This window comes from Kitasatospora sp. NPDC034035, assembly GCF_055575755.1.
In genome coordinates, this window is record NZ_JBVISA010000024.1 from 130,836 (window position 1) to 152,865 (window position 22,030).

The following is a 22,030-nucleotide window of genomic DNA, read 5'->3' on the forward strand; positions in this document are numbered from 1 at the left end:
TTCCGGACGAATTCCGGAGGTGAGAGGCCGGAGTTCTCGATCGATCCCCGGCCGACAGGGTCGCAGCTCGACGCAGGGGTCTTGGCCCTCGTGTCGCGCTGGGTGATCGAGGTGTCACCCGGGTAGGACTTGGGGGTCCTACCCGGGTGTTGCCGAGACATCGCAGGAGCCGCGAGTGGCCGCTTACCACGACAGTGACGGAGCCGAGCAGGTGCCGGCGCAGGATGCTCCGCCGCCGCCTGCCGAACTGGTGGCGTTGGCGCAGGCGTACGGGGTGGATGCCCGGTATCCGGGGCCGGGTGGGCAGGGGGTGGGGGCGCGGACGCTGGTGGCGGTGCTCGCGGCGCTGGGGGTGGCGGCCGGGACGCCGGGGGAGGTGCGGGAGGCGCTGGAGCGTCACCGGGCGGAGCAGCAGGCGCGGTTGCTGCCGCCGTGTGTGGTGGTCCGGCAGGGGCGGCGTACCGCCCTGGACGTGCCGGCGGATGCCCGGCTGCGGGTGGAGCTGGAGGGCGGGGGGAGTTGGGAGCTGCCGCGCGGGCACTCGCACTGGCTGCCCGCCGATCTGCCCCTCGGGCGGCACACGCTCAAGGTGGAGACCGGTGAAGGAAAGGCCCAGGCACGGCTGATCGTCGCCCCGCAGCAGGTCCCCCAACTCCCGGGCCGTAGCTGGGGTTTCCTCGCCCAGCTGTACTCCGTCCTGTCCGACCGTTCCTGGGGCATGGGTGACCTCGGCGATCTCGCCGAGTTGGCGCAGTGGGCGGGTGCGGACCTCGGTGCGGGCTTCGTGCAGATCAACCCGCTGCATCAGGGACTTCCCGGCGCCCCGTCCGATCCGTCCCCTTACCGCCCGTCCTCCCGCCGCTTCGCCGACCCGGTGCACCTGCGGATCGAGGCCGTCCCCGAGTACGCGTACCTGACTGCGGAGCAACGACAAAGGGCCGAGGAGCTGACCCGCCGGGCCGTCCGCCTGCGCGAGGAGGTCCTCGGGCACGACGGCCTGATCGACCGCGACGCCGTCTGGGCGCTCAAGCGCGAGGCCCTGGAGCTGCTGCACGAGGTGCCGCGTGGGCCCGGCCGGCAGGCCGCGTACGAGGCGTTCCGGCGCCGCGAGGGCGAGTGGCTGCGCCGGCACGCGCTGTGGAGCGCTCTGGCCGAGGTGCACGGCGCGGACTGGCACCACTGGCCGAAGGGCCTGCGTCACCCGGACGGCCCGCAGGTCGAGCAGGCGGAGAAGGAACTCCAGGAGCGGGTGGAGTTCCACCGATGGCTCGCCTGGCAGGTCGACCAGCAGCTCGCCGACGCCCAGCGCGCCGCGCGCGAGGCCGGGATGCCGGTCGGCCTGATCCACGACCTCGCGGTCGGCGTGCATCCGGACGGCGCGGACGCCTGGGCGCTGCAGGACGTCCTCGCCGCGGGCATCTCGGTGGGCGCCCCGCCGGACGCCTTCAATGCGCACGGCCAGGACTGGGGCCTGCCGCCCTGGCGCCCGGACGCGCTCGCCGAGGCCGGCTACGCCCCGTACGCGGAGCTGCTGCGGGCGACGACACGGCACGCCGGGGCGCTGCGCATCGACCACGTCATGGGCCTCTTCCGCCTCTGGTGGGTACCGGCCGGGCACCCGCCCACCGAGGGCGCCTACGTCCGCTACGACGCGGAGGCGATGCTCGGCGTGCTGGCCCTGGAGGCGCACCGGGCCGGGACGGCGGTGATCGGCGAGGACCTGGGGACGGTCGAGCCGGGCGTCCGGGAGGAGCTGGCGGCGCGCGGTGTGCTCGGCACCTCGGTCCTCTGGTTCGAGCGGGACTGGCAGGCCGGCGGCGGCATCCTGGCCCCGGAGCGCTGGCGGCCGGGCTGTCTGGCCACTCTCACCACCCATGACCTGCCGAGTACCGCGGCCCGGCTCTCCGGTGAGCACGTCGAGCTGCGTCACCGGCTGGGCCTGCTGGCCCGCCCGCTGGGGGAGGAGCAGGAGGAGGCGGCCGGGGAGCTGGCGGACTGGCGGGCGGAGCTGGCCGAGCTGGGGCTGATCACCCCGGGCGAGCCGCTGTCGATGCCCGTGCTGTACCGCTTCCTGCGGGCGACTCCGGCGGAGCTGGTCGGCGTCTGGCTGCCGGACCTGGTCGGGGACCCGCGCCCGCAGAACCTGCCGGGCACCTGGGACCAGTACCCGAACTGGCGCCTCCCGGTCGCGGACGACGCGGGCGACCCGGTCACCCTCGACCGCCTCGCCACCACCCCCACGGCCCGCCTCCTCGCCCACCTCCTCGCCCCGCCCAGGCCCCACGACCCGTCCCGTTGACCGCCGGAGCCCGACGCCGGTCGGCCCCCACCCCACCAGGCCGACCCCGACGCGCGCCCTCCCATAAGCGGCGGGTAAGTTGGAAACGTGGACAAGAGGAACGCTTTGCGAGCCGGCGCGGTCTCCGCAACGGTCACGCTGATGATGCTGCTGTCGTCGCCCGCCATGGCCTTCACCAGGGATGACGGTGACGACCCCGGTTCCGGCCTGAGCGTCGGCCAGACCCTCGGCCTGTACGTGTTTCTCCCGATCGTCGCCTTCGTGGTCATCGCGGCGCTGGCCGGTCTGCCGTACGGCAAGGGCAAGGAGAAGTAACCACCGCGCGCACAAAGTCCCACCCGGACGCCTCGCACGACGGGCGTCCGCCAGGACCCGCACGGCGTGCATCAGGACCCGCACGGCGTCCATCCAAGGGACCTGCACGACCCGCACGACCCGCACAACCCTCGAAGGGGCGCCGGACGATCCGGCGCCCCTTCGCGGTCTCAGCGGCCTACCGGCGGCTTACCCAGCGGCCTACCCGGCGCTTCGTCAGCGCCCGCCCGCCGCACGGTCGGCCGCCTGGGCCTTGAGCGCGCGCTCGACCCCGGCCCGCGACTCGACGACCTGGCGTCGCAGCGCCGGCGCCGGCTCGGCCGAGGCCAGCCAGGCGTCGGTGGTCTCCAGCGTCGCGGTCGTGACCTGCAGCGCCGGGTACAGCCCGACGATGATCTGCTGCGAGATCTCGTGGCTGCGGGTCTCCCAGATGCCCTTCACCGCCGCGAAGTACTTCTCCGCGTACGGCGCGAGCAGTTCGCGCTGGTCGGACTGCTGGAAGCCGGCGATGACGGCCTCCTGCACGTAGTTGGTCAGCGTGTCGGACTCCACCACCGACGCCCAGGCCTGCGCCTTGGCCTCGGCGGTCGGCCGGGCGGCGCGGCAGGTGGCCGCGTGCTCCTGGCCGGCCGCGGTGTTGTCGCGCTCCAGCTCGGCGGCGATGAGGGCCTCGTCCGCGCGGCCGGTGGCCGCGAGGCGGGTGAGCAGCGTCCAGCGCAGCTCGGTGTCGACCGCGAGGCCCTTGATCTCGACGGAGCCGTCCAGCAGCCCGGCGAGCAGCTCGAGCTGACCGTCCGTGCGGGCGACCGAGGCGAGGGCGCGGGCCCAGGCCAGCTGGTGGTCGCTGCCGGGCTCGGCGGCGCGCAGGTGTTCCTCGGCGGCGGCGGCCCAGCGGGAGAGGCCTTCCTCGCGCCAGTCCGGGTCGGTGTACCCGTCGAGGGCGAGCTTGACCTGGCGGTGCACGGACTGCACGACGCCGATGTCGGACTCGCGGCCGATGCCGGACAGCGCGAGCGCCAGGTAGTCGCGGGCGGCGAGTTCGCCGTCGCGGGTCATGTCCCAGGCGGAGGCCCAGCACAGCGCGCGGGGGAGCGAGTCGGTGAAGCCGCCGAGGTGCTCGGTGACGACGGCCAGCGAGTCCTCGTCGAGCCGGATCTTGGCGTACGAGAGGTCGTCGTCGTTCAGCAGGACGACGGCCGGGCGGTGACGCCCGACCAGCTCGGGCACCTCGGTGCGCGGGCCGTCGACGTCCAGCTCGATCCGGTCGGTGCGCACCAGCGCGTCGCCGTTCAGCTCGTACAGGCCGACCGCGATGCGGTGCGGCCGCAGCACGGCCTCGCCCTTGGCGCCGGCGGGCAGCGCGGGGGCTTCCTGCAGCACGGCGAAGGACTCGATCTCGCCGTCGGTGTTCAGCGTGATGGCGGGGCGCAGCACGTTGATGCCGGCGGTCTCCAGCCAGGAGTTGGACCAGGCCTTGAGGTCGCGGCCGCTGGCCTCCTCGAGGGCGCCGAGCAGGTCGCTGAGCCGGGTGTTGCCCCAGGCGTGGCGCTTGAAGTAGGCCTGCACGCCCTGGAAGAAGGCGTCCTGGCCGACGTAGGCCACCAGCTGCTTGAGCACCGAGGCGCCCTTGGCGTAGGTGATGCCGTCGAAGTTGACCTGGACGTCCTCCAGGTCGTTGATGTCGGCCATGATCGGGTGGGTGGACGGCAGCTGGTCCTGCCGGTAGGCCCAGGTCTTCATCTGGTTGGCGAAGGTGGTCCAGGAGTTCGGCCACTTGGAGCCGGGGGCCTCGGCCTGGCAGACGGCCTCGGCGAAGGTGGCGAAGGACTCGTTCAGCCAGAGGTCGTTCCACCACTCCATGGTGACGAGGTTGCCGAACCACATGTGGGCGAGCTCGTGCAGGATCGTCGCGGCGCGGGACTCGTACGCGGCGTCGGTGACCTTGGAGCGGAACACGTACTGGTCGCGGAGGGTGACGGCGCCCGCGTTCTCCATCGCGCCGGCGTTGAACTCCGGGACGAACAGCTGGTCGTACTTCGCGAACGGGTACGGGAAGTCGAACTTCTCCTGGAAGTAGTCGAAGCCCTGCTTGGTGACCTCGAAGATGGCCTCCGGGTCGAGGAACTCGCGCAGCGAGGGCCGGCAGTAGATGCCCAGCGGCACCTTCTGCTCACCGTTCTCGTAGCTGTCGAAGACGCCGACGTACGGGCCGGCGACCAGTGCGGTGATGTAGCTGGAGATCCGGCCGGTGGGCTCGAACGTCCAGACCTGGGTGTCGCCGTCGCCGACCGGGGTCGGGGTCGGCGAGTTGGAGACCACGACCCAGCCCTTGGGAGCGGTCACGGTGAACGCGAACGTGGCCTTCAGGTCGGGCTGTTCGAAGGTGGCGAAGACCCGGCGGGCGTCCGGCACCTCGAACTGGGTGTACAGGTAGGTCTCGCCGTCGACCGGGTCGACGAACCGGTGCAGGCCCTCACCGGTGTTGGTGTACGCGCAGTCGGCGACGATCCGCAGCTCGTTCTCGGCGGCCAGGTTCGGCAGCGGGATGCGGCTGTCGGCGAAGCTCGCCGGGTCGAGCGAGACGCCGTTGAGGGTGATCTCCTCGACGCTCGGGGCGACGAGGTCGATGAAGGTGTCCGCGCCGGGCGTGGTGGCGGTGAACCGGACCACGGTGGTGGACCGGAAGGTGCCACCGTCGCGGGCCGAGCCCAGGTCGAGCTCGATGTCGTACGCGTCCACGCGGAGCAGATCGGCCCGGGTGCGGGCCTCGTCGCGGGTCAGGTTTGTGCCGGGCACTCGCTGCACTCCTTTGTCAGGCTGATGGTCCGAATCCTCGCATGTCCAACGCATCGGACCGCCGAAAATTCACGGGCGGGACGGGCCCGGGCTGTTCGCCCGTGCCCGCCCCGCCCGTGTGCGGTCGCGGCCTCATCGGTCACTACGTCATCGGCCGCGCCCGCGTCGGCCACGTCCGCGTCCGTCGCGCCCGCGTGGGCCGCGACGAGGGGTCATGCCCCCGGCGTCACTTCTTCCACTTGGTCAGCGGACCGTCGGTGGCGCTGTAGCGACGGAAGGCGTACACCGCGCTGCCGTCGTCCGAGATGAGGTACTCGGAGGTGCTGGTGCCGATGTCCAGGCCGTTCGGCATCGCGATGGTGCCGATGTCGGTCATCGAGCCGTCGGTCGGGGAGAGCGTCACCAGGCGGGCCGGCTTGTCGTAGCCCTGCTCGACGACGGCGCGGACCTTGCCGTCCTTGTCGGTGCCGGAGACCAGGCGCATGTCGTTGCTGGCCGAGGTGGCGGCGGCCGCCCACAGGCGCTTGCCGGTGTTCAGGTCGTAGGCGTTGATGCCCGGCTTGGTGCCGCTGACCTGGACGTACAGCGTGGAACCGCTGACCACGTTCCGGGTGAGGGCCTCGCCCTGGCCGGACAGGCGCAGGCTGTCCGAGCCGGGCTCCTTGACGGACATCTGGTTGCCCGGCTTGTTGTCCTTGTCGAACGGCAGGATGTAGTCGCCCTGCGGGCCGCTGGACATCAGCAGGACGAGCGGCTTGTCCTGGACGACCTGGTCGACCTCTTCGATGCTGCCGGTCAGGGTGATCGGCGTGCTGGCCGCCTTGCCCGTCTCGGCGTTCACGATGACGAGCTGGGACTTCGGGCCGCTGCCGCCGTAGCAGCGGTCGCTGACCGCGATCTGGGCGCCGGCCGCCCGGCCGTGCAGGCTGCAGTCCTTGTCGCGCGGCTGGAACTGCCAGGCCGCCAGGCCGTTGGCGATGTTCAGGGCGCCGACCGTGCTGCCGCCGATGGCGACGACGTTGTCGGTGACGCTCAGGGTCGGCGAGGACATCCGGTCGGCCGAGGCCTTGACGCTCCAGAGCAGCTTGCCCTGGTTGAGGTCGACGGCGCCGATGGTGGAGCAGTCGCTGTCACCGGTGTTGAAGGCGATGGCGGCGATGCCCTTGGAGTTGGCCCCGTACGAGGCGGTGCAGATCTCCTTGCTGCCGGCCGGGACGGGGATGGTCCAGGCCTCCTTGCCGTCCGTCAGGTTGTAGGCCTTGACGCCGCTGCTGTCGACGCGGATGGCGAGCTTGTCGGTGCCCCAGACGCCGAGCATCTGGTTCGAGCTGTCCGTGTTGGCGCCCTTGGGGGCGCTCCAGGCGACGTTGAAGGTGGCGCCCTTGACGACGGGACCGGGGCTGGTGCCACCGGAGCCGCCGTCGGTGGTGCCGCCGTCGGCGACGGGGCCCGGGTTCGGGCCCGGCGTGGGGGTGGGGTCGTCCTTGAGCAGGACGACCAGGGCGGCCACGATCGCGATCGCCAGCACACCGCCGATGATCCCGCCCCACAGCATCACGGGGTTGCGCTGCTTGGGAGCGGTGGGAGCGGCGGGAGCGCCGGGGTAGGTGTACCCGGGCTGCTGCTGCGGGAAGGCGTAGCCGCCGGTGGTGTAGCCCTGCCCGCCGTCCTGGCCGTACGGGGCACCGGCCACCGGGTCGTACGGACCGACCGGCGGGTCGTACGGACCGACCGGCGCACCGGCCGGCGGCGGGGCCTGCGCGGGGAAGCCGCCGGCCGCGGTCGGCGCGTACGCCGCGTAGTCGGCGCCACCGACGGGCGGCTGCGCGGGCGGTGCCGGCGGCTGTGCGGGCGGCGGCCCGGCGGGCGCGGCCGGGCCCGGGATGGCCGAGCCGTCGAGCTGAGTCATCTGGTCCGCGACGGCGGCCGGATCGACGCCACCGCCTGGCGGGCGTCCGAACGAGACGCCCCGGTTGTCCTGCGGACCGTTGCCGGGCGTTTCGCCTGCCCCCGGCGTAGGGTGATCCCCTGCCATCTGATTCCCCGTCATGTCTGGAAGCGTCCCCGCGCCGGTACCGTTCCCGGTTCCGGTGGGACGGGTGAGAATTGGGCACCATGCTAGTGGTGTGTGGTTTTCGGCCGCCGCCAGGACCGCCGAACCCCGTCCTCGCAGGTCCCGGCCGTGCAACACCTTCACCCCCCGATCACCCGGCCCCCACCCCCGACACCGCGGCGTGACCCCGGGCCCCTCCCCCCCCGCGGCCCGGCCCCCCCACACCCTGGCACCACCCGGCCGAACGCCCGGCGCCCCACTCCCCGCCCCCACCCGGCCGAACGTCCGTCCCCACCCCGCCCCCACCCGGCTCCCCGGGCTGTCACTTCCCGCACCCGACCGTCCCCGTCGACACCCCCACCCCCGCCCCTGGGCCGTACCCTTCAGGAGTTGAAGGGGACACCCGGCGGAGGGTTCCCCGCCCTGGGAGGGTGGATCATGTCGACGGACACACCGGGCTCGCAGTCATCCCTGCACCGGGCGAACCTGGAGCGGGTGCTGCGCGCGGTGAGGATGGCCGGCTCGCTGACCCAGGCCGAGATCGCCCGCAGCACCGGCCTCTCCGCGGCCACCGTGTCCAACATCGTGCGGGAACTGAAGGCGAGCGGCACCGTCGTGGTCGCCGACACCTCCTCCGGCGGCCGCCGGGCCCGCAGTGTCTCGCTCAGCGGCGACGCCGGCATCGTGGTCGGCATCGACTTCGGCCACACCCACCTGCGGGTCGCGGTCGGCAACCTGGCGCACCGGGTGCTGGCCGAGGAGAGCGCCCCGATCGACGTGGACGTCTCCGCCCAGCAGGGCTTCGACCGGGCCGAGGCGATGGTCGAGCGGCTGCTGGCGCAGGCCGGGTTCCGTCCGGACAAGGTGATCGGTGTCGGCCTCGGCGTGCCCGGCCCGATCGACGTGGAGACCGGCGCGCTCGGCTCCACCGCGATCCTGCCCGGCTGGACGGGCATCGCCCCCGGCCGGGAGCTGGGCGAGCGGCTCGGCATGCCGGTGCACGTGGACAACGACGCCAACCTCGGTGCGCTCGGCGAGCTGGTCTGGGGGGCCGGCCGCGGGCTGAGCGACCTCGCCTACATCAAGATCGCGAGCGGTGTCGGCGCCGGCCTGGTGGTGAACGGCCAGATCTACCGCGGCCCGGGCGGTACGGCGGGTGAGATCGGGCACATCACCCTGGACGAGGCCGGGCCGGTCTGCCGCTGCGGCAACCGGGGCTGCCTGGAGACCTTCGTCGGCTCCCGCTACCTGCTCTCCCTGCTCGCCTCCACCCTCGGCCCGGACCTCTCGCTCCCCCGGGTGGTCGAGCTGGCCCACCAGGGCGACCTCGGCTGCCGCCGGGTGATCGCCGACGCCGGCCGGCAGATCGGTACCGGCGTCGCGACCCTGTGCAACCTGCTCAACCCGCGCCGGGTGATCCTCGGCGGCGACCTCGCCGAGGCCGGTGAGCTGGTGCTCGCCCCGATCCGGGACTCGGTGGCCCGCTACGCCATCCCCAGCGCCGCCCGGCAGCTGTCGGTGGTCCCCGGCACCCTCGGCGGCCGGGCCGAGGTGCTCGGCGCGCTGGCGCTGGTGATGAGCGAGATGGGCGAGTCCGGAGCCCTGGGCCGCGCCTAGCGCTGCCGGTCACCGCCCCGAAACCGACCTGAAGGCGGACCCGAAGGCGACCGCCCCGAAACCGACCCGAAGGCGACCGACATAAAGGCGATCGAACGCCTGTCCGTCAATGCGGCGTGACCCGCACCCCCCGGCCGACCTCCCGGAATGGCGATAACCGAACGGTGGCACCGGGCGCGCCGCTCGGTGTCCGGCAAGCGGACATTAGACTCGACCGGTCGGTACCGGCCGCGACCGCCGGCCTGCCGCCGGACCGGGCAGCGACGCCCGTCGGACCGCCCGCGGTCCGCGAACACTGAACGAGGAGGAACGGGTGGCCCTGCTGACCCGCATTCGGGGACCGCGCGATCTCGACCGGCTCACGCCCGGACAGCTGGCCGCACTGGCCCAGGAGATCCGGACCTTCCTGGTGACCGAGGTCTCCAAGACGGGCGGACACCTCGGGCCCAACCTCGGCGTGGTGGAGCTCACCATCGCGCTGCACCGGGTCTTCGACTCGCCGCGCGACCGCATCCTCTTCGACACCGGCCACCAGAGCTACGTGCACAAGCTGCTCACCGGCCGCCAGGACTTCTCCCGGCTGAAGATGAGCGGCGGCCTGTCCGGCTACCCCTCGCGCGCCGAGTCCGAGCACGACGTGATCGAGAACTCGCACGCCTCCACGGTCCTCTCGTACGCCGACGGCCTGGCCAAGGCCAACAAGATCCAGGGCAAGGCGGACCCGGTCGTCGCCGTCATCGGTGACGGCGCGCTCACCGGCGGCATGGCCTGGGAGGCGCTCAACAACATCGCCGACGCCAAGGACCTGCCGGTCGTCATCGTCGTCAACGACAACGAGCGCTCGTACTCGCCGACCATCGGCGGCCTCGCCAACCACCTCGCCACGCTGCGCACCACCCAGGGCTACGAGCGCTTCCTCTCCTGGGGCAAGGACGCCCTGCAGCGCACCCCGGTGGTCGGCCAGCAGCTCTTCGAGACGCTGCACGGCGCCAAGAAGGGCCTCAAGGACTTCATCGCCCCGCAGGGCATGTTCGAGGACCTCGGCCTCAAGTACATCGGCCCGATCGACGGCCACGACCTGACCGCCCTGGAGTCCGCGCTGACCAAGGCGCGCGGCTTCGGCGGCCCGGTCATCGTGCACTGCCTCACCGAGAAGGGCCGCGGCTACCACGCCGCCGAGAACAACGACGAGGACCGCTTCCACGCCGTCGGCGTGATCCACCCGGACACCGGCCTGCCGGTCAAGAACTCGGGCAAGGACTGGACCTCGGTCTTCGGCGAGGAGATGGTCGCGCTCGGCCACGAGCGCGAGGACATCGTCGGCATCACCGCCGCCATGCTGCACCCGGTGGGCCTGGCCCCGTTCGCGGAGGCCTTCCCGGACCGGACCTTCGACGTCGGCATCGCCGAGCAGCACGCCGTGACGAGCGCGGCCGGCCTGGCCACCAACGGGCTGCACCCGGTCTTCGCGGTCTACGCGACCTTCCTGAACCGGGCCTTCGACCAGGTCCTGATGGACGTCGCCCTGCACAAGCTGGGCGTCACCTTCGTACTGGACCGGGCCGGGGTCACCGGTACCGACGGCGCCTCGCACAACGGCATGTGGGACATGTCGATCCTGCAGGTCATCCCGACCCTGCGGATGGCAGCCCCGCGCGACGCCGACCAGCTGCGCGCCCAGCTGCGCGAGGCCGTCGAGGTCAAGGACGCCCCGACGGTCGTCCGGTACTCCAAGGGCACGGTCGGTGCGCCCGTCGCCGCGGTCGGCCGGATCGGCGGCATGGACGTGCTGCGCGCCGCCGAGGAGCCCTCGGGCACCCACCGCGCCGACGTGCTGATCGTCTCGGTCGGCGCGATGGCCCCCACCAGCCTGGAGGTCGCCGACCTGCTGGCCGCCCAGGGCGTCACCGCCACCGTGGTGGACCCGCGCTGGGTCAAGCCGGTGGACCGGGCCCTGCCGGGCCTGGCCGCCGAGCACCGGGTGGTCGTCACGATCGAGGACAACGGCCGGGTCGGCGGCGTCGGCGCCGCCGTGTCGCAGGCGCTGCGGGACGCGGACGTGGATCTGCCGGTGCGCGACTTCGGCATTCCGCAGGAGTTCCTGGACCACGCGAGCCGGAACGAGATCCTGGCCGAGATCGGCCTGAACGCCCCGGACATCGCCCGCAAGGTGACGGCCCTGGTCGCCAGCCTGGACGCGGCGCCGGTCGACGCCTGACCGGAGGTCGTCACAAGGAACGACCGCCTGATTCCGACAGGTGATGGGCCGTTCCGGCGACGACCGTTCGTCCTAACTCTGTAACAGTTCGTCACGGAACAAGCTGACAATCGTACTGAAAGGCGGGACCGGCGCCGCCCGCGCCGATCCCGCCCGGTAGGTTGTCAACCGTGCCGACCCCCACCCGCCTCCGCCCCGCCGGACTGGCCGAGCGCCTGCCCGAGCGCGTCCGTACCCACGTCCGAACCGGGTACTGGACCAGGCTGGTGCCGGTTCTCGCGCTGGTCGCGCTGGTCACCCACATCCCCTCCTTCGCCCGGCCCGTCTGGAGCCCGGACGAGGGCTTCCTGGCCACCCAGGCCCGGATGCTGGCGGACGGCGGAGTGCTGTACGACACCGTGGTGGACCGCAAGCCCCCGCTGCTGCCCTGGCTCTACCAGGCCTGCTTCGCGGTCTTCGGCTCCGCCTCGCTCTGGCCGCAGCGCACCCTGGCCGTGGTGGCCCACCTGGTCACCGCGATCCTGCTGGCCTCGATCGCCCGCGGCCGCTGGGGCAACCGGGCCGGCGCCGGCGCGGGCCTGCTCTACCTGCTGGTCTCCATCGGGCTCTCCCCGGAGGACACCCAGGCGGCGACCTTCGAGGTCTTCATGCTGCCGGCCATGGTGGCCGCCTTCCGGTACGCCGAGCGGCGCCGCTGGCTGGCCGCGGGCATCGCGGTGGCGCTCTGCTCGCTGACCAAGCAGACCGGCGGCGCGGTGCTGCTGCCGGTGCTCTGGATGCTCTTCCAGGACACCCGCCGGCGCGGGGTGCGCTGGCCGCCCGCGCTGTTCAAGATCGGGTTCGGTTTCATCCTGCCGATAGCGCTGGTCGCGGTGATCCTCACCAAGCCCAAGGGCTTCCTCTTCTGGGTGGTCACCGGCAGCGGCGACTACGCCTCCTTCGGGGGCGCCTGGCTGCAGATGGCCGGCCGCGCGCTCGGCAACTCGGCCATCCTGGCCGTGGCCGGCCTGGGCTTCCTGCTCCCGGTCGGGCGCCGGCTCTGGCTCAAGTACCGCCACCGCCCGCTGCCGGTGGCCGGCGAGGAGCACGGCTCGACCACCGACCTGTGGGTCTGGCTGGTCTCCTCGGTCGTCGCGGTCAGCGTGGGCTTCCACTTCTTCGGCCACTACTACCTGCAGCTGATCCCGCCGCTGGTGCTGCTGGGCACCGGGGCGGTCGCCACCTCGGCGATCCGCTGGAAGCCCGTCCTGCTGTACACCACGGTCGCCGCCACGGTGTTCTGGGGCCTCGCGCTGGCCTGGCCCGGGGAGCGGCTCAACCGCACCACCGAGGTCGCCACCGCCGTCGCCGCCCAGACCACCCCCAAGGACACCGTGCTGGTCTGGGGCATGCACCCCGAGCTGTACTGGCTGGCCGACCGCAAGCCCGCCAGCCGCTACCTGACGGCCGGCTTCCTCACCAACTACAGCGGCGGCAAGGACGGCAGCGCCAACGTCGGCGAGCAGTTCAGCGTCTCCAACGCCTGGCAGACCTTCGACAAGGAGCTGGCCAACGGCCTGCCCGAGGTCGTGGTCGACGACTCCGGCATCGCCCCGTACCAGCCGGTCATGGTCCCGCGGATCGAGAACCTGCTGGACACCCACTACGAGATGGTCGGCGTCTTCGCCGACACCGTGGTCTACCGCCTCAAGCACTGAGCCCGCAGCCCCCGCACACAACGGCTGAGCCCGCACGCGACGACGGAGTCGCACACGACGACGGAGCCCCGGTGACCACCAGGTCACCGGGGCTCCGTCGTATCGCCGGGCCTTACGCGGGCACCGAGGCCACGCCGGGGGCCAGGAACGGCTTGCCGTTCACGCGCTCCGAGATGCCCTCACGGTCCAGGTACGGGGTGATCCCGCCCAGGTGGAAGGGCCAGCCGGCACCGGTGATCATGCAGAGGTCGATGTCCTGCGCCTCGGCGACGACACCCTCCTCCAGCATCAGGCCGATCTCCTGGGCCACGGCCTCCAGGGCGCGGGCGCGGACCTGCTCCTCGGTGAGCACCGAGTCGCCGAAGGTCAGCAGCTCCAGCACCTCGGGGTCGAGGACCTGCTGGCCGTCCGTCCAGGTGTAGAAGCCGCGCTTGCCGGCCTTGACGACCTTGGCGAGGTTCTCGGAGACGGTGAACCGCTCCGGGAAGGCCCCGCGCAGGGTCTCCGAGACGTGCAGGGCGATGGCCGGGCCGACCAGCTCCAGCAGCACGATCGGGGACATCGGCAGGCCGAGCGGCTCGACGGCCTTCTCGACGTCGGCGATCGGGGTGCCCTCGTCGATGATGCTCTGGATCTCGCCCATGAAGCGGGTGAGGATCCGGTTCACCACGAACGCCGGGGCGTCCTTGCACAGCACCGAGGTCTTCTTCAGCTTCTTCGACACGGCGAAGGCGGTGGCCAGCGACGCGTCGTCGGTGTTGTCGCCGCGGACGATCTCCAGCAGCGGCAGGATCGCGACCGGGTTGAAGAAGTGGAAGCCGACGACCCGCTCGGGGTGCTTCAGCTTCGAGGCCATCTCGGTGACCGACAGCGAGGAGGTGTTGGTCGCCAGCACGCAGGTCGGCGAGACCACGTTCTCCAGGTCCGCGAAGACGGTCTGCTTGACGCCCATCTCCTCGAACACGGCCTCGATGACGAAGTCCGCGTCGCCGAAGGCGGCGGCCTTGTCGAGCGAGCCGGAGACCAGGCCCTTGAGACGGTTGGCCTTGTCCTGGCCGATGCGGCCCTTGGAGAGCAGCTTGTCGATCTCGGCGTGGACGTAGCCGACGCCCTTGTCGACGCGCTCCTGGTCGATGTCGGTGAGGACCACCGGCACCTCCAGACGACGGGCGAACAGCAGCGCCAGCTGCGAGGCCATCAGGCCGGCGCCGACGACGCCCACCTTGGAGACCGGGCGGGCCAGCGACTTGTCCGGCGCGCCGACCGGGCGCTTGGCCCGGCGCTGCACCAGGTTGAAGGCGTAGATGCCGCTGCGCAGCTCGCCGCTCATGATGAGGTCGGCCAGGGCCGCGTCCTCGGCGTCGAAGCCCGCCTGCAGGTCGGCGTCCTTGACCTGGGCGATGATGTCCAGCGCCTTGTAGGCGGCCGGCGCGGCGCCGTGCACCTTGGCGTCGGCGACCAGACGGCCCCAGGCGACGGCGTCGTCCCAGGCCTTGCCGCGGTCGATCTCCTCGCGGGCGACGACGACCTCGCCCTTGAGGACCTTGGCGGCCCACAGCAGCGACTGCTCCAGGAAGTCGGCCGGCTCGAAGATCGCGTCGGCGATCCCCAGCTCGAACACGTCCTTGCCCTTGAGCTGCTTGTTCTGGTTCATCGAGTTCTCGATGATGACCTTGATCGCCTTCGAGGGGCCGATCAGGTTCGGCAGGATGCTGCAGCCGCCCCAGCCCGGGACGAGGCCCAGGAAGACCTCCGGCAGCGAGAACGCCGGGACGCCCGCGCTGACCGTGCGGTAGGTGGCGTGCAGGCCGACCTCGACGCCGCCGCCCATCGCCGCGCCGTTGTAGAAGGCGAAGGTGGGGACGGGCAGCGCGGCGATCCGCTTGAAGACCTCGTGGCCGCCCTTGCCGATGGCCAGCGCGTCCGCGTGCTCCTTGAGCAGCTCGACGCCCTTGAGGTCGGCGCCGACCGCGAAGATGAACGGCTTGCCGGTGATCGCGGCGCCGACGATCTTGCCCTCGGCGGCCTCGGCCTCGACCTGGTCCAGCGCGGCGGACAGCTTGAGCAGCGAGCCCGGGCCGAAGGTGGTCGGCTTGGTGTGGTCGAAGCCGTTGTCCAGGGTGATCAGGGCCAGCTTGCCGGCCTGCAGCGGCAGGTCCAGGTGGCGCACGTGGGCGGTCGTGACGACCTCGCCCGGGAACAGCTCGGCGCCGTGCTGGAGCAGCTCAGTGGTGTTGCTCATGCTCACTTACCACCCTCGAAGTGGGGGTTCTCCCAGATGATGGTGCCGCCCATGCCGAACCCGATGCACATCGTGGTGAGGCCGTAGCGGACGTCCGGGCGCTGCTCGAAGCGGCGGGCCAGCTGGTTCATCAGGCGCACGCCGGAGGAGGCCAGGGGGTGGCCGAAGGCGATCGCGCCGCCGAACGGGTTGACCCGCTCGTCGTCGTCCGCGATGCCGTAGTGGTCGAGGAAGGACAGCACCTGGACGGCGAAGGCCTCGTTGACCTCGAAGGCCTGGATGTCGTCGATGGTCAGACCGGCCTTGGCCAGGGCCTTCTCGGTGGCCGGGACCGGGCCGATGCCCATGACCTCGGGCTCGACGCCGGCGAAGGCGTAGGAGACCATGCGCATCTTGACCGGGAGGCCGAGCTCCTCGGCGACGTCCTCGGCGGCCAGCAGCGAGGCGGTGGCGCCGTCGTTCAGACCGGCCGAGTTGCCCGCGGTGATGTTGCCGTGCGGGCGGAACGGGGTCTTGAGGTTCGCCAGCGACTCCATCGTGGTGCCCGGGCGCATCGGCTCGTCCACGGTGGCCAGGCCCCAGCCGGTCTCGCCGACCTCGGGGTTGGTGTTGCGGATCGAGATCGGCACCAGGTCCGGCTGGATGTCGCCGTTGGCGTACGCCTTGGCGGCCTTCTCCTGGGAGCGCACGGCGTAGGCGTCGCAGCGCTCCTTGGTGATGTGCGGGAAGCGGTCGTGCAGGTTCTCCGCGGTCATGCCCATGAACAGGGCGGACTCGTCGACCAGCTTCTCGGAGACGAAGCGCGGGTTCGGGTCGACGCCCTCGCCCATCGGGTGGCGGCCCATGTGCTCGACGCCGCCGGCCACGACCACGTCGTAGGCGCCGAAGGCGATGCCGCCGGCCGTGGCGGTCACCGCGGTCAGCGCGCCGGCGCACATGCGGTCGATCGAGTAGCCCGGGACGGACTTCGGCAGGCCGGCCAGCAGGGCGGCGGTGCGCCCGATGGTCAGACCCTGGTCGCCGATCTGCGTGGTGGCCGCCACGGCGACCTCGTCGATGCGCTCGACGGGCAGGTTCGGGTTACGGCGCACGAGCTCCCGGATGCACTTGACGACGAGGTCGTCGGCGCGCGTCTCGTGGTAGATGCCCTTCGGGCCGGCCTTGCCGAACGGGGTGCGGACGCCATCGACGAAGACGACGTCCCTCGCGGTACGAGGCACGGGGGCTCTCCTCCCAGGGACCAACATTTGAGGTGGGCAGGCTGCCGCCGGCGAAAGACCCGAGCGGCGCCGCTTCACGGTCATGCTACCCGTCGGTAACCAACCTGCCCAGGCCCCTCGGACGGTTCTGACCGTGTGTCCCGCGACACGTCCGACCAGGAACGCTGCCCCGGGTACAACGAGCGGGCGCGCGAGCGGGGACGACGAAGGGGATGCCGCCCGTACGGACGGCATCCCCTCCGGGGTCCTGCCGGGGTCAGGCCTCGGCCGCCGAGGTCGCCGCCGGGGTCGCGGCCGGGGTCGCGGCCGAGGCGAACGCAGCGGCCATCGCGGGCGCCACCAGGTCCACCTGCCACTGCCGGGCACCGAGCCGGCGCAGCGCGGCGGCCACACCCTCGGGGCCGCGGTCGGCCGGCGGCTCCCAGGAGACCCGCCGGACCAGGTCCGGGGTGATCAGGTTCTCGGCCGGCAGGTGGTGCCGCTCGGCCAGCTCGCTGACCGCGCTGCGCGCACCGGAGAGCCGGGCGGCGGCCACCGGGTCCTTCTCCGCCCAGGCGCGCGGCGGCGGCGGTCCGTCGTGCGGCGCGGCGGCCGGCGGCAGCTGGCCCTCCGGGATCTCCCGGCCGCGCTGCACGGCGGCCAGCCACTGCTCCAGCTGGCGCCGGTGCACCCGCGGCCCGAAACCCTGGACAGCCTGCAGCGAGGCGATGTTCAGCGGCATGGCCAGCGCGGCGTTGACGATCGCGGCGTCCGAGAGCACCCGGCCAGGGGAGACGTCGCGCTCCTGCGCCATCCGGTCGCGCGCCAGCCACAGCTCGCGCACCACGGCCAGCTGGCGGCGCCGCCGGACCTTGTGCAACTGCGAGGTGCGCCGCCACGGGTCGGTGCGCGGGGCCGGGCGGGGCGCGGCGGCGATCGCCGCGAACTCCTCCAGGGCCCAGTCGAGCTTGCCCTGGGCGTCCAGCTCCTGTTCGAGTGCGTCGCGCAGCTCGACCAGCACCTCGACGTCCAGAGCGGCGTAGCGAAGCCACGGCTCGGGCAGCGGGCGGGTGGACCAGTCGACCGCCGAGTGCTCCTTGGCCAGGCTCAGGCCGAGCACGTTCTCGGTCATCGGTCCGAGGCCGACCCGGGCGAAGCCGGCGATCCGCCCGGCCAGCTCGGTGTCGAAGAGACGCCGGGGTCTCATGCCGACCTCGGCCAGGCAGGGCAGGTCCTGGGTGGCGGCGTGCACCACCCATTCGGCGTCCTCGAGGGCGGCGTTGAGCGCGCTGAGGTCGGGGCAGGCGATCGGGTCGATCAGGGCGGAGCCGGAGCCCGCGCGGCGCAGCTGGATGAGGTACGCGCGCTGCCCGTAGCGGTAGCCGGAGGCGCGCTCGGCGTCGACGGCGACAGGCCCGGTGCCCGCGGCGAAGGCCGCGATCGTGGCGGCCAGCGCCTGCTCGTCCGCCACGACGGGCGGGATCCCCTCCTTCGGCTCGAGGAGCGGGACCGGGGCTGCTTCTTCTGGGATGGCTGCTACGGCGTCGGTCACCCCCCAAGGGTACGACGGACCTCGCGACCGGGAGTGTTGTCGGACTGGTCAGACGGATACTCACCCCTTAGTCGCCCGCTCGCCTCCGGGGCGCCCAGTGACTCACCCGCTCGCCTCAAGGGTGTCTCGGGGCGGGGACTCACCCGCTCGCCTCAAGGGTGTCTCGGGGCGGGGACTCACCCGCTCGCGTCGGGTGCTCGCCCGCTTGCTGAGGGGGCCCAGGCAACGGCGCGGCGGCCGAGGAGGAAACGTTCCTCCTCGGCCGCCGCGGCGGTCCGGAGCGCTCGGCTCAGTGGATGATCCCGGTGCGCAGCGCGACGGCGACCATGCCGGCGCGGTCGCCGGTGCCCAGCTTGCGGGCGATCCGGGCGAGGTGGCTCTTCACCGTGAGCGCCGACAGGCCCATTGCCACGCCGATCGCCTTGTTCGACTGCCCCTCGGCGACCAGCCGCAGCACCTCGACCTCGCGGCCGGACAGTTCGCGGTAGGCGGCCTGCTGGGGGCCCGGGGCACCGGGCGCACCGGGGGCTCCGGGGGCTCCCGGTGCACCGGTGGCTCCCGGCATGCCCGGCATCCCGGGGCGGCGCATCCGGCCGGCCAGCCCGGCGGCGCCGAGCGGCATGCCCGGGCGGCCCGGCATCGCGACGTTCGTCCGGGTGCCGGTGACCACGTAGCCCTTGACGCCGCCGGCCAGCGCGCTGCGGACCGCGCCGATGTCGTCGGCGGCGGACAGTGCCAGGCCGTTGGGCCAGCCCGCGGCGCGGGTCTCGGCGAGGATGGTCAGCCCGGAGCCGTCGGGCAGGTGTACGTCGGCGACGCAGATGTCGCGTGGGGTGGAGACCCGGGGGCGGGCCTCGGCGATCGAGGACACCTCGATCACGTCCCGGACGCCGAGCGCCCACAGGTGACGGGTGACGGTGTTTCGGACGCGGGGATCGGCGATGACCACCATGGCGGTGGGCTTGGTCGGGCGGTAGGCGACCACGTTTGCGGGGTGCTCAAGAAGGACCGACACCAGGCCTCCTGCGGGGAGTGGCGGACGGAACCCCGATGGGGGCGGTCGGAGTGTTCCGCGTTCGGAAAGGGTCACAGTCTGCTTCGGCAGCAACCGTGCCCGGCTTTAGCAAAAGATCACGATCTAGTGAGTAACAATACGGACAAATCGCGCAAATGATTGATGCGACATGCTTGGTATTCGCACAAAATCGATCAGATTCGATGCTGATCGGTCGGTATCGACCGGTTAATTGACACAGAGCGGGTCCGAAGTCACACTCCGTCAGTCCTGGGAGTGGCGTCCGGCCGCCCGCGGTCGACGAGCCCCGACGCCACCCGTCAGTGCGGCCGCGGGCGTCGCCTGGCGGGCATCGGGACCACTCCACCGAGTGACGGCACCTCGGCGGGCCCCTGCGGCGCCGGTGCGACCGGCGGCAGGCCGGCGCTGATGCAGAGCAGGTCCGCCCAGGCCGCCAGGTGCCGCTCGAAACGGCCGTCGGCCGGGGTCCAGGACGCCCGGATCTCGATCTCGGTCGACGACGGGCGGTCCGCCAGACCGCCGAAGTACTGGGACGCGCACCTGGTCACCGTGCCGGACGGCTCCGCGTACCCGGCGCCGTGCGCCTGCAGTGAGTCCAGCAGCCAGGCCCAGCCGACCTCGCAGAGCATCGGGTCGCCGGCCATCTCCGGCTCCAGCTCGGCCCGGGTCATCGTGACCACCCGGAACTCACCGTTCCAGGCCTCCTGTCCGGCCGGGTCGTACAGCAGCACCAGACGGCCGTCCGCCAACTCCTCGCCATCCACCTCGACCGCGGCGGTCACCGCGAAGGCGTGCGGGGCCAGCCGACGCGGCGCCGGCGCGGGGGAGAGCTGCACCTCGGGCCGCAACCGGGCCCCGTCAAGGGCCGCCACGGCAGCCCGGAACTCGCTCGGCGCCCCCTCGCGACCCGTTCCGCCACCTGCTCCGCCACCCTGTGCGGGGTGCCCTCCGACCGCTGCCATGACCCGAAGACTAGGTCGAAAACCCGGGTTATCGCCGCAACTTCTCTCCCAGCGGCGTGCCGGAACGGCAAACCCGGGCAGATCTTGGAGGAACCGACGAGACCGGCCGGGAAGGGGTCCCCGGGACGCGTGCGAAGATTTGACGCGTGAGCGAGACTACGGCAGACCCGACGGCGGCCTCGAACAACGGCCGGACCACCCCCGCGCGCCGCGGCGCCGCGTACGACTCCGCGTTCCTGCGCGCCTGCCGGCAGGAGCCGGTGCCGCACACGCCCGTCTGGTTCATGCGCCAGGCCGGCCGCTCGCTGCCCGAGTACCTGAAGGTCCGCGAGGGCATCCCCATGCTGGAGTCCTGCATGCGGCCCGAGCTGGTCAAGGAGATCACCCTGCAGCCGGTGCGCCGGCACAAGGTGGACGCCGCGATCTTCTTCAGCGACATCGTGGTGCCGCTCAAGGCGGTCGGCATCGACGTCGACATCAAGCCCGGCATCGGCCCCGTCATCGCCGACCCGATCCGCACCTTCGACGACCTCCAGCGGCTGCGCCCGCTCGAGCCGGACGACGTCCCCTACATCACCGAGGCCATCGGCCTGCTGGTGGACGAACTCGGCGAGACCCCGCTGATCGGCTTCGCCGGCGCGCCCTACACGCTGGCCAGCTACCTGGTCGAGGGCGGCCCGTCCAAGAACCACGAGAACACCAAGGCCATGATGTACGGGCAGCCCGAGCTGTGGGCCGCCCTCGTGGACCGGCTCGCCGACATCACCTCGGCCTTCCTCAAGGTGCAGATCGAGGCCGGCGCCTCGGCGGTCCAGCTGTTCGACTCCTGGGTCGGCTCGCTCGCGCCGGAGGACTACCGCCGCTCGGTGATGCCGGCCAGCACCAAGGTCTTCGACGCCGTCGCCGGGTACGGCGTGCCGCGCATCCACTTCGGCGTCGGCACCGGCGAACTGCTCGGTCTGATGGGCCAGGCCGGCGCGGACATCGTCGGCGTCGACTGGCGGGTGCCGCTGAACGTCGCCGCCGAGCGGGTCGGCCCCGGCAAGGGCCTGCAGGGCAACCTTGACCCGGCGGTGCTGTTCGCGCCCACCGAGGTCGTGGAGGCCAAGGCCCGCGAGGTGCTGCAGGCCGCCGAGGCGCTCGGCACCAGCGGCCACATCTTCAACCTCGGCCACGGCGTCATGCCGTCCATGGACCCGGACGCGCTCAGCCGGCTCGTTGCCTTCGTCCACGAGGCCAGCGCGCGCTGACCCCTCCACGGTGGCGGGCCTCCGGATCCCGGGGGCCCGCTACCCGGCGGTGACCTCGATCCCCGCGCGCCGCAGCAGCGCCGCCGTCACCCCGTCTCCGGGGCGCAGCTCCCCGGTGAACGTCCCGTCGTACACCTGCCCGCAGCCGCACGACGGGCTGCGCGCCATCAGCACCGCCCGCCGCGCCCCCGCCGCCTCCGCGGCGGCGAGCGCCGCCCGGGCGCCGGCCAGGAACTCCCCGGTGCAGTCCGCCCCGGTCGCGTCCACCACCCGCGCCCGCCCGTCCAGCACGTCCGCGCCGTCCCCGCCCACGATCTCCGCCGGCGGCCGCGGCGTCGGCAACCCGCCCGCCCCCTCCGGGCACACCACCACGGCCCGCCCCTCCTCCACCAGGCGCAGCGCACCCTCGGAGGTCTTCGCCCGCCCGTCGTACCGGCACGGCACGCCGGCCAGACACGCACTCACCATGATCGGCTCCATAGCACACACCCTAAGCGGCGGTTCCTCGTGTCCTTGAACTCGCTATCTTGGGGTCATGAGTGAGCTGCCGGACTGGATGTACGCCCCCAGAGACGAGGGTTGGTTCGCCGACGACCTCGACCACCTGCCGCAGGCGCCGCGGCACACCGAACTGATCGATGGAGCCCTGGCCTTCATGATGTCCCCGCAGCGCTCGTGGCACAGTCAGGTGGTGTCGCGGCTAGGCCGTGTTTTGGAAGTGGTGCAGGATGGGGTCAACCACCGGCCGAACGGAAAGAAGCCCTCGTGGTTGACCCCGCGCTGCAGGGCGCCCT

At 72.4% G+C, this 22,030-nt stretch carries 14 protein-coding genes and 1 pseudogene; 7 read left to right on the forward strand and 8 right to left on the reverse strand.

All coding sequences use genetic code 11. From position 1 onward, the window contains the following. The first annotated feature begins 211 nt into the window (after positions 1-211). Together malQ and ACZ52J_RS29565 are read left to right on the forward strand one after the other, a co-directional pair. On the forward strand, positions 212-2,299 hold the full coding sequence (gene malQ, locus ACZ52J_RS29560) for a 4-alpha-glucanotransferase (protein WP_465623109.1): 2,088 nt from the start codon (positions 212-214) through the stop codon (positions 2,297-2,299). A gap of 87 nt (positions 2,300-2,386) precedes the next feature. Then, positions 2,387-2,614, forward strand: a complete 228-nt coding sequence (locus ACZ52J_RS29565; protein ID WP_465623100.1) for a hypothetical protein — start codon at positions 2,387-2,389, stop codon at positions 2,612-2,614. 216 nt (positions 2,615-2,830) lie between these two features. Here the strand turns inward: ACZ52J_RS29565 and pepN are convergent, their stop codons facing one another. Next, a complete protein-coding gene (gene pepN / locus ACZ52J_RS29570) occupies positions 2,831-5,410 on the reverse strand; it encodes an aminopeptidase N (protein WP_465623102.1) in 2,580 nt (859 codons plus the stop codon). Positions 5,411-5,636: 226 nt separating this feature from the next. After that, positions 5,637-7,319 carry an outer membrane protein assembly factor BamB family protein gene (locus tag ACZ52J_RS29575; protein WP_465623103.1) on the reverse strand — a complete coding sequence of 561 codons (1,683 nt, stop codon included), beginning with the start codon at positions 7,317-7,319 and terminating at the stop codon, positions 5,637-5,639. 582 nt (positions 7,320-7,901) lie between these two features. On the opposite strand from ACZ52J_RS29575, the gene ACZ52J_RS29580 reads away from it, so the two are divergent. The 3 genes from ACZ52J_RS29580 to ACZ52J_RS29590 all read left to right on the forward strand — a co-directional run bounded on the left by ACZ52J_RS29580 (position 7,902) and on the right by ACZ52J_RS29590 (position 12,995). Further along, positions 7,902-9,080 (forward strand): ROK family transcriptional regulator, encoded by a 1,179-nt coding sequence (locus ACZ52J_RS29580; protein WP_360506180.1) that lies wholly within the window; start codon positions 7,902-7,904, stop codon positions 9,078-9,080. Positions 9,081-9,393: 313 nt separating this feature from the next. After that, the gene (dxs, locus tag ACZ52J_RS29585; protein WP_360506177.1) at positions 9,394-11,298 is read left to right on the forward strand and encodes a 1-deoxy-D-xylulose-5-phosphate synthase; all 1,905 of its coding nucleotides are present in this window, start codon (positions 9,394-9,396) and stop codon (positions 11,296-11,298) included. Positions 11,299-11,468: 170 nt separating this feature from the next. Further along, complete coding sequence (locus ACZ52J_RS29590) at positions 11,469-12,995, forward strand: ArnT family glycosyltransferase (RefSeq protein WP_465623105.1); 1,527 nt, start codon at positions 11,469-11,471, stop codon at positions 12,993-12,995. Between the two features lie 112 nt (positions 12,996-13,107). On the opposite strand, the gene ACZ52J_RS29595 is transcribed toward ACZ52J_RS29590, so the two are convergent. The 5 genes from ACZ52J_RS29595 to ACZ52J_RS29615 all read right to left on the reverse strand — a co-directional run bounded on the left by ACZ52J_RS29595 (position 13,108) and on the right by ACZ52J_RS29615 (position 19,986). After that, positions 13,108-15,237: a 3-hydroxyacyl-CoA dehydrogenase NAD-binding domain-containing protein gene (locus ACZ52J_RS29595; protein WP_360506171.1), complete on the reverse strand. Its 2,130-nt coding sequence runs from the start codon at positions 15,235-15,237 to the stop codon at positions 13,108-13,110. A 2-nt stretch (positions 15,238-15,239) separates the two neighbouring features. Next, on the reverse strand, positions 15,240-16,457 hold the full coding sequence (locus tag ACZ52J_RS29600; protein WP_360506168.1) for a thiolase family protein: 1,218 nt from the start codon (positions 16,455-16,457) through the stop codon (positions 15,240-15,242). Positions 16,458-16,713: 256 nt separating this feature from the next. Next, positions 16,714-17,988 carry an HRDC domain-containing protein gene (locus ACZ52J_RS29605; protein WP_465623107.1) on the reverse strand — a complete coding sequence of 425 codons (1,275 nt, stop codon included), beginning with the start codon at positions 17,986-17,988 and terminating at the stop codon, positions 16,714-16,716. A gap of 289 nt (positions 17,989-18,277) precedes the next feature. Beyond that, positions 18,278-19,003 carry a response regulator transcription factor gene (locus ACZ52J_RS29610; RefSeq protein WP_360506162.1) on the reverse strand — a complete coding sequence of 242 codons (726 nt, stop codon included), beginning with the start codon at positions 19,001-19,003 and terminating at the stop codon, positions 18,278-18,280. Positions 19,004-19,323: 320 nt separating this feature from the next. Then, positions 19,324-19,986, reverse strand: a complete 663-nt coding sequence (locus tag ACZ52J_RS29615) for a DUF3000 domain-containing protein (RefSeq protein ID WP_465623108.1) — start codon at positions 19,984-19,986, stop codon at positions 19,324-19,326. 236 nt (positions 19,987-20,222) lie between these two features. On the opposite strand from ACZ52J_RS29615, the gene hemE reads away from it, so the two are divergent. Beyond that, on the forward strand, positions 20,223-21,236 hold the full coding sequence (hemE, locus tag ACZ52J_RS29620; RefSeq protein WP_360506233.1) for a uroporphyrinogen decarboxylase: 1,014 nt from the start codon (positions 20,223-20,225) through the stop codon (positions 21,234-21,236). Positions 21,237-21,275: 39 nt separating this feature from the next. Here the strand turns inward: hemE and ACZ52J_RS29625 are convergent, their stop codons facing one another. Beyond that, positions 21,276-21,716, reverse strand: coding sequence for a 2-thiouracil desulfurase family protein (locus ACZ52J_RS29625; protein ID WP_360506156.1), 441 nt, complete (start codon positions 21,714-21,716; stop codon positions 21,276-21,278). Positions 21,717-21,771: 55 nt separating this feature from the next. On the opposite strand from ACZ52J_RS29625, the pseudogene ACZ52J_RS29630 reads away from it, so the two are divergent. Continuing rightward, positions 21,772-22,030, forward strand: a pseudogene (locus ACZ52J_RS29630) (hypothetical protein); the annotation flags it as partial.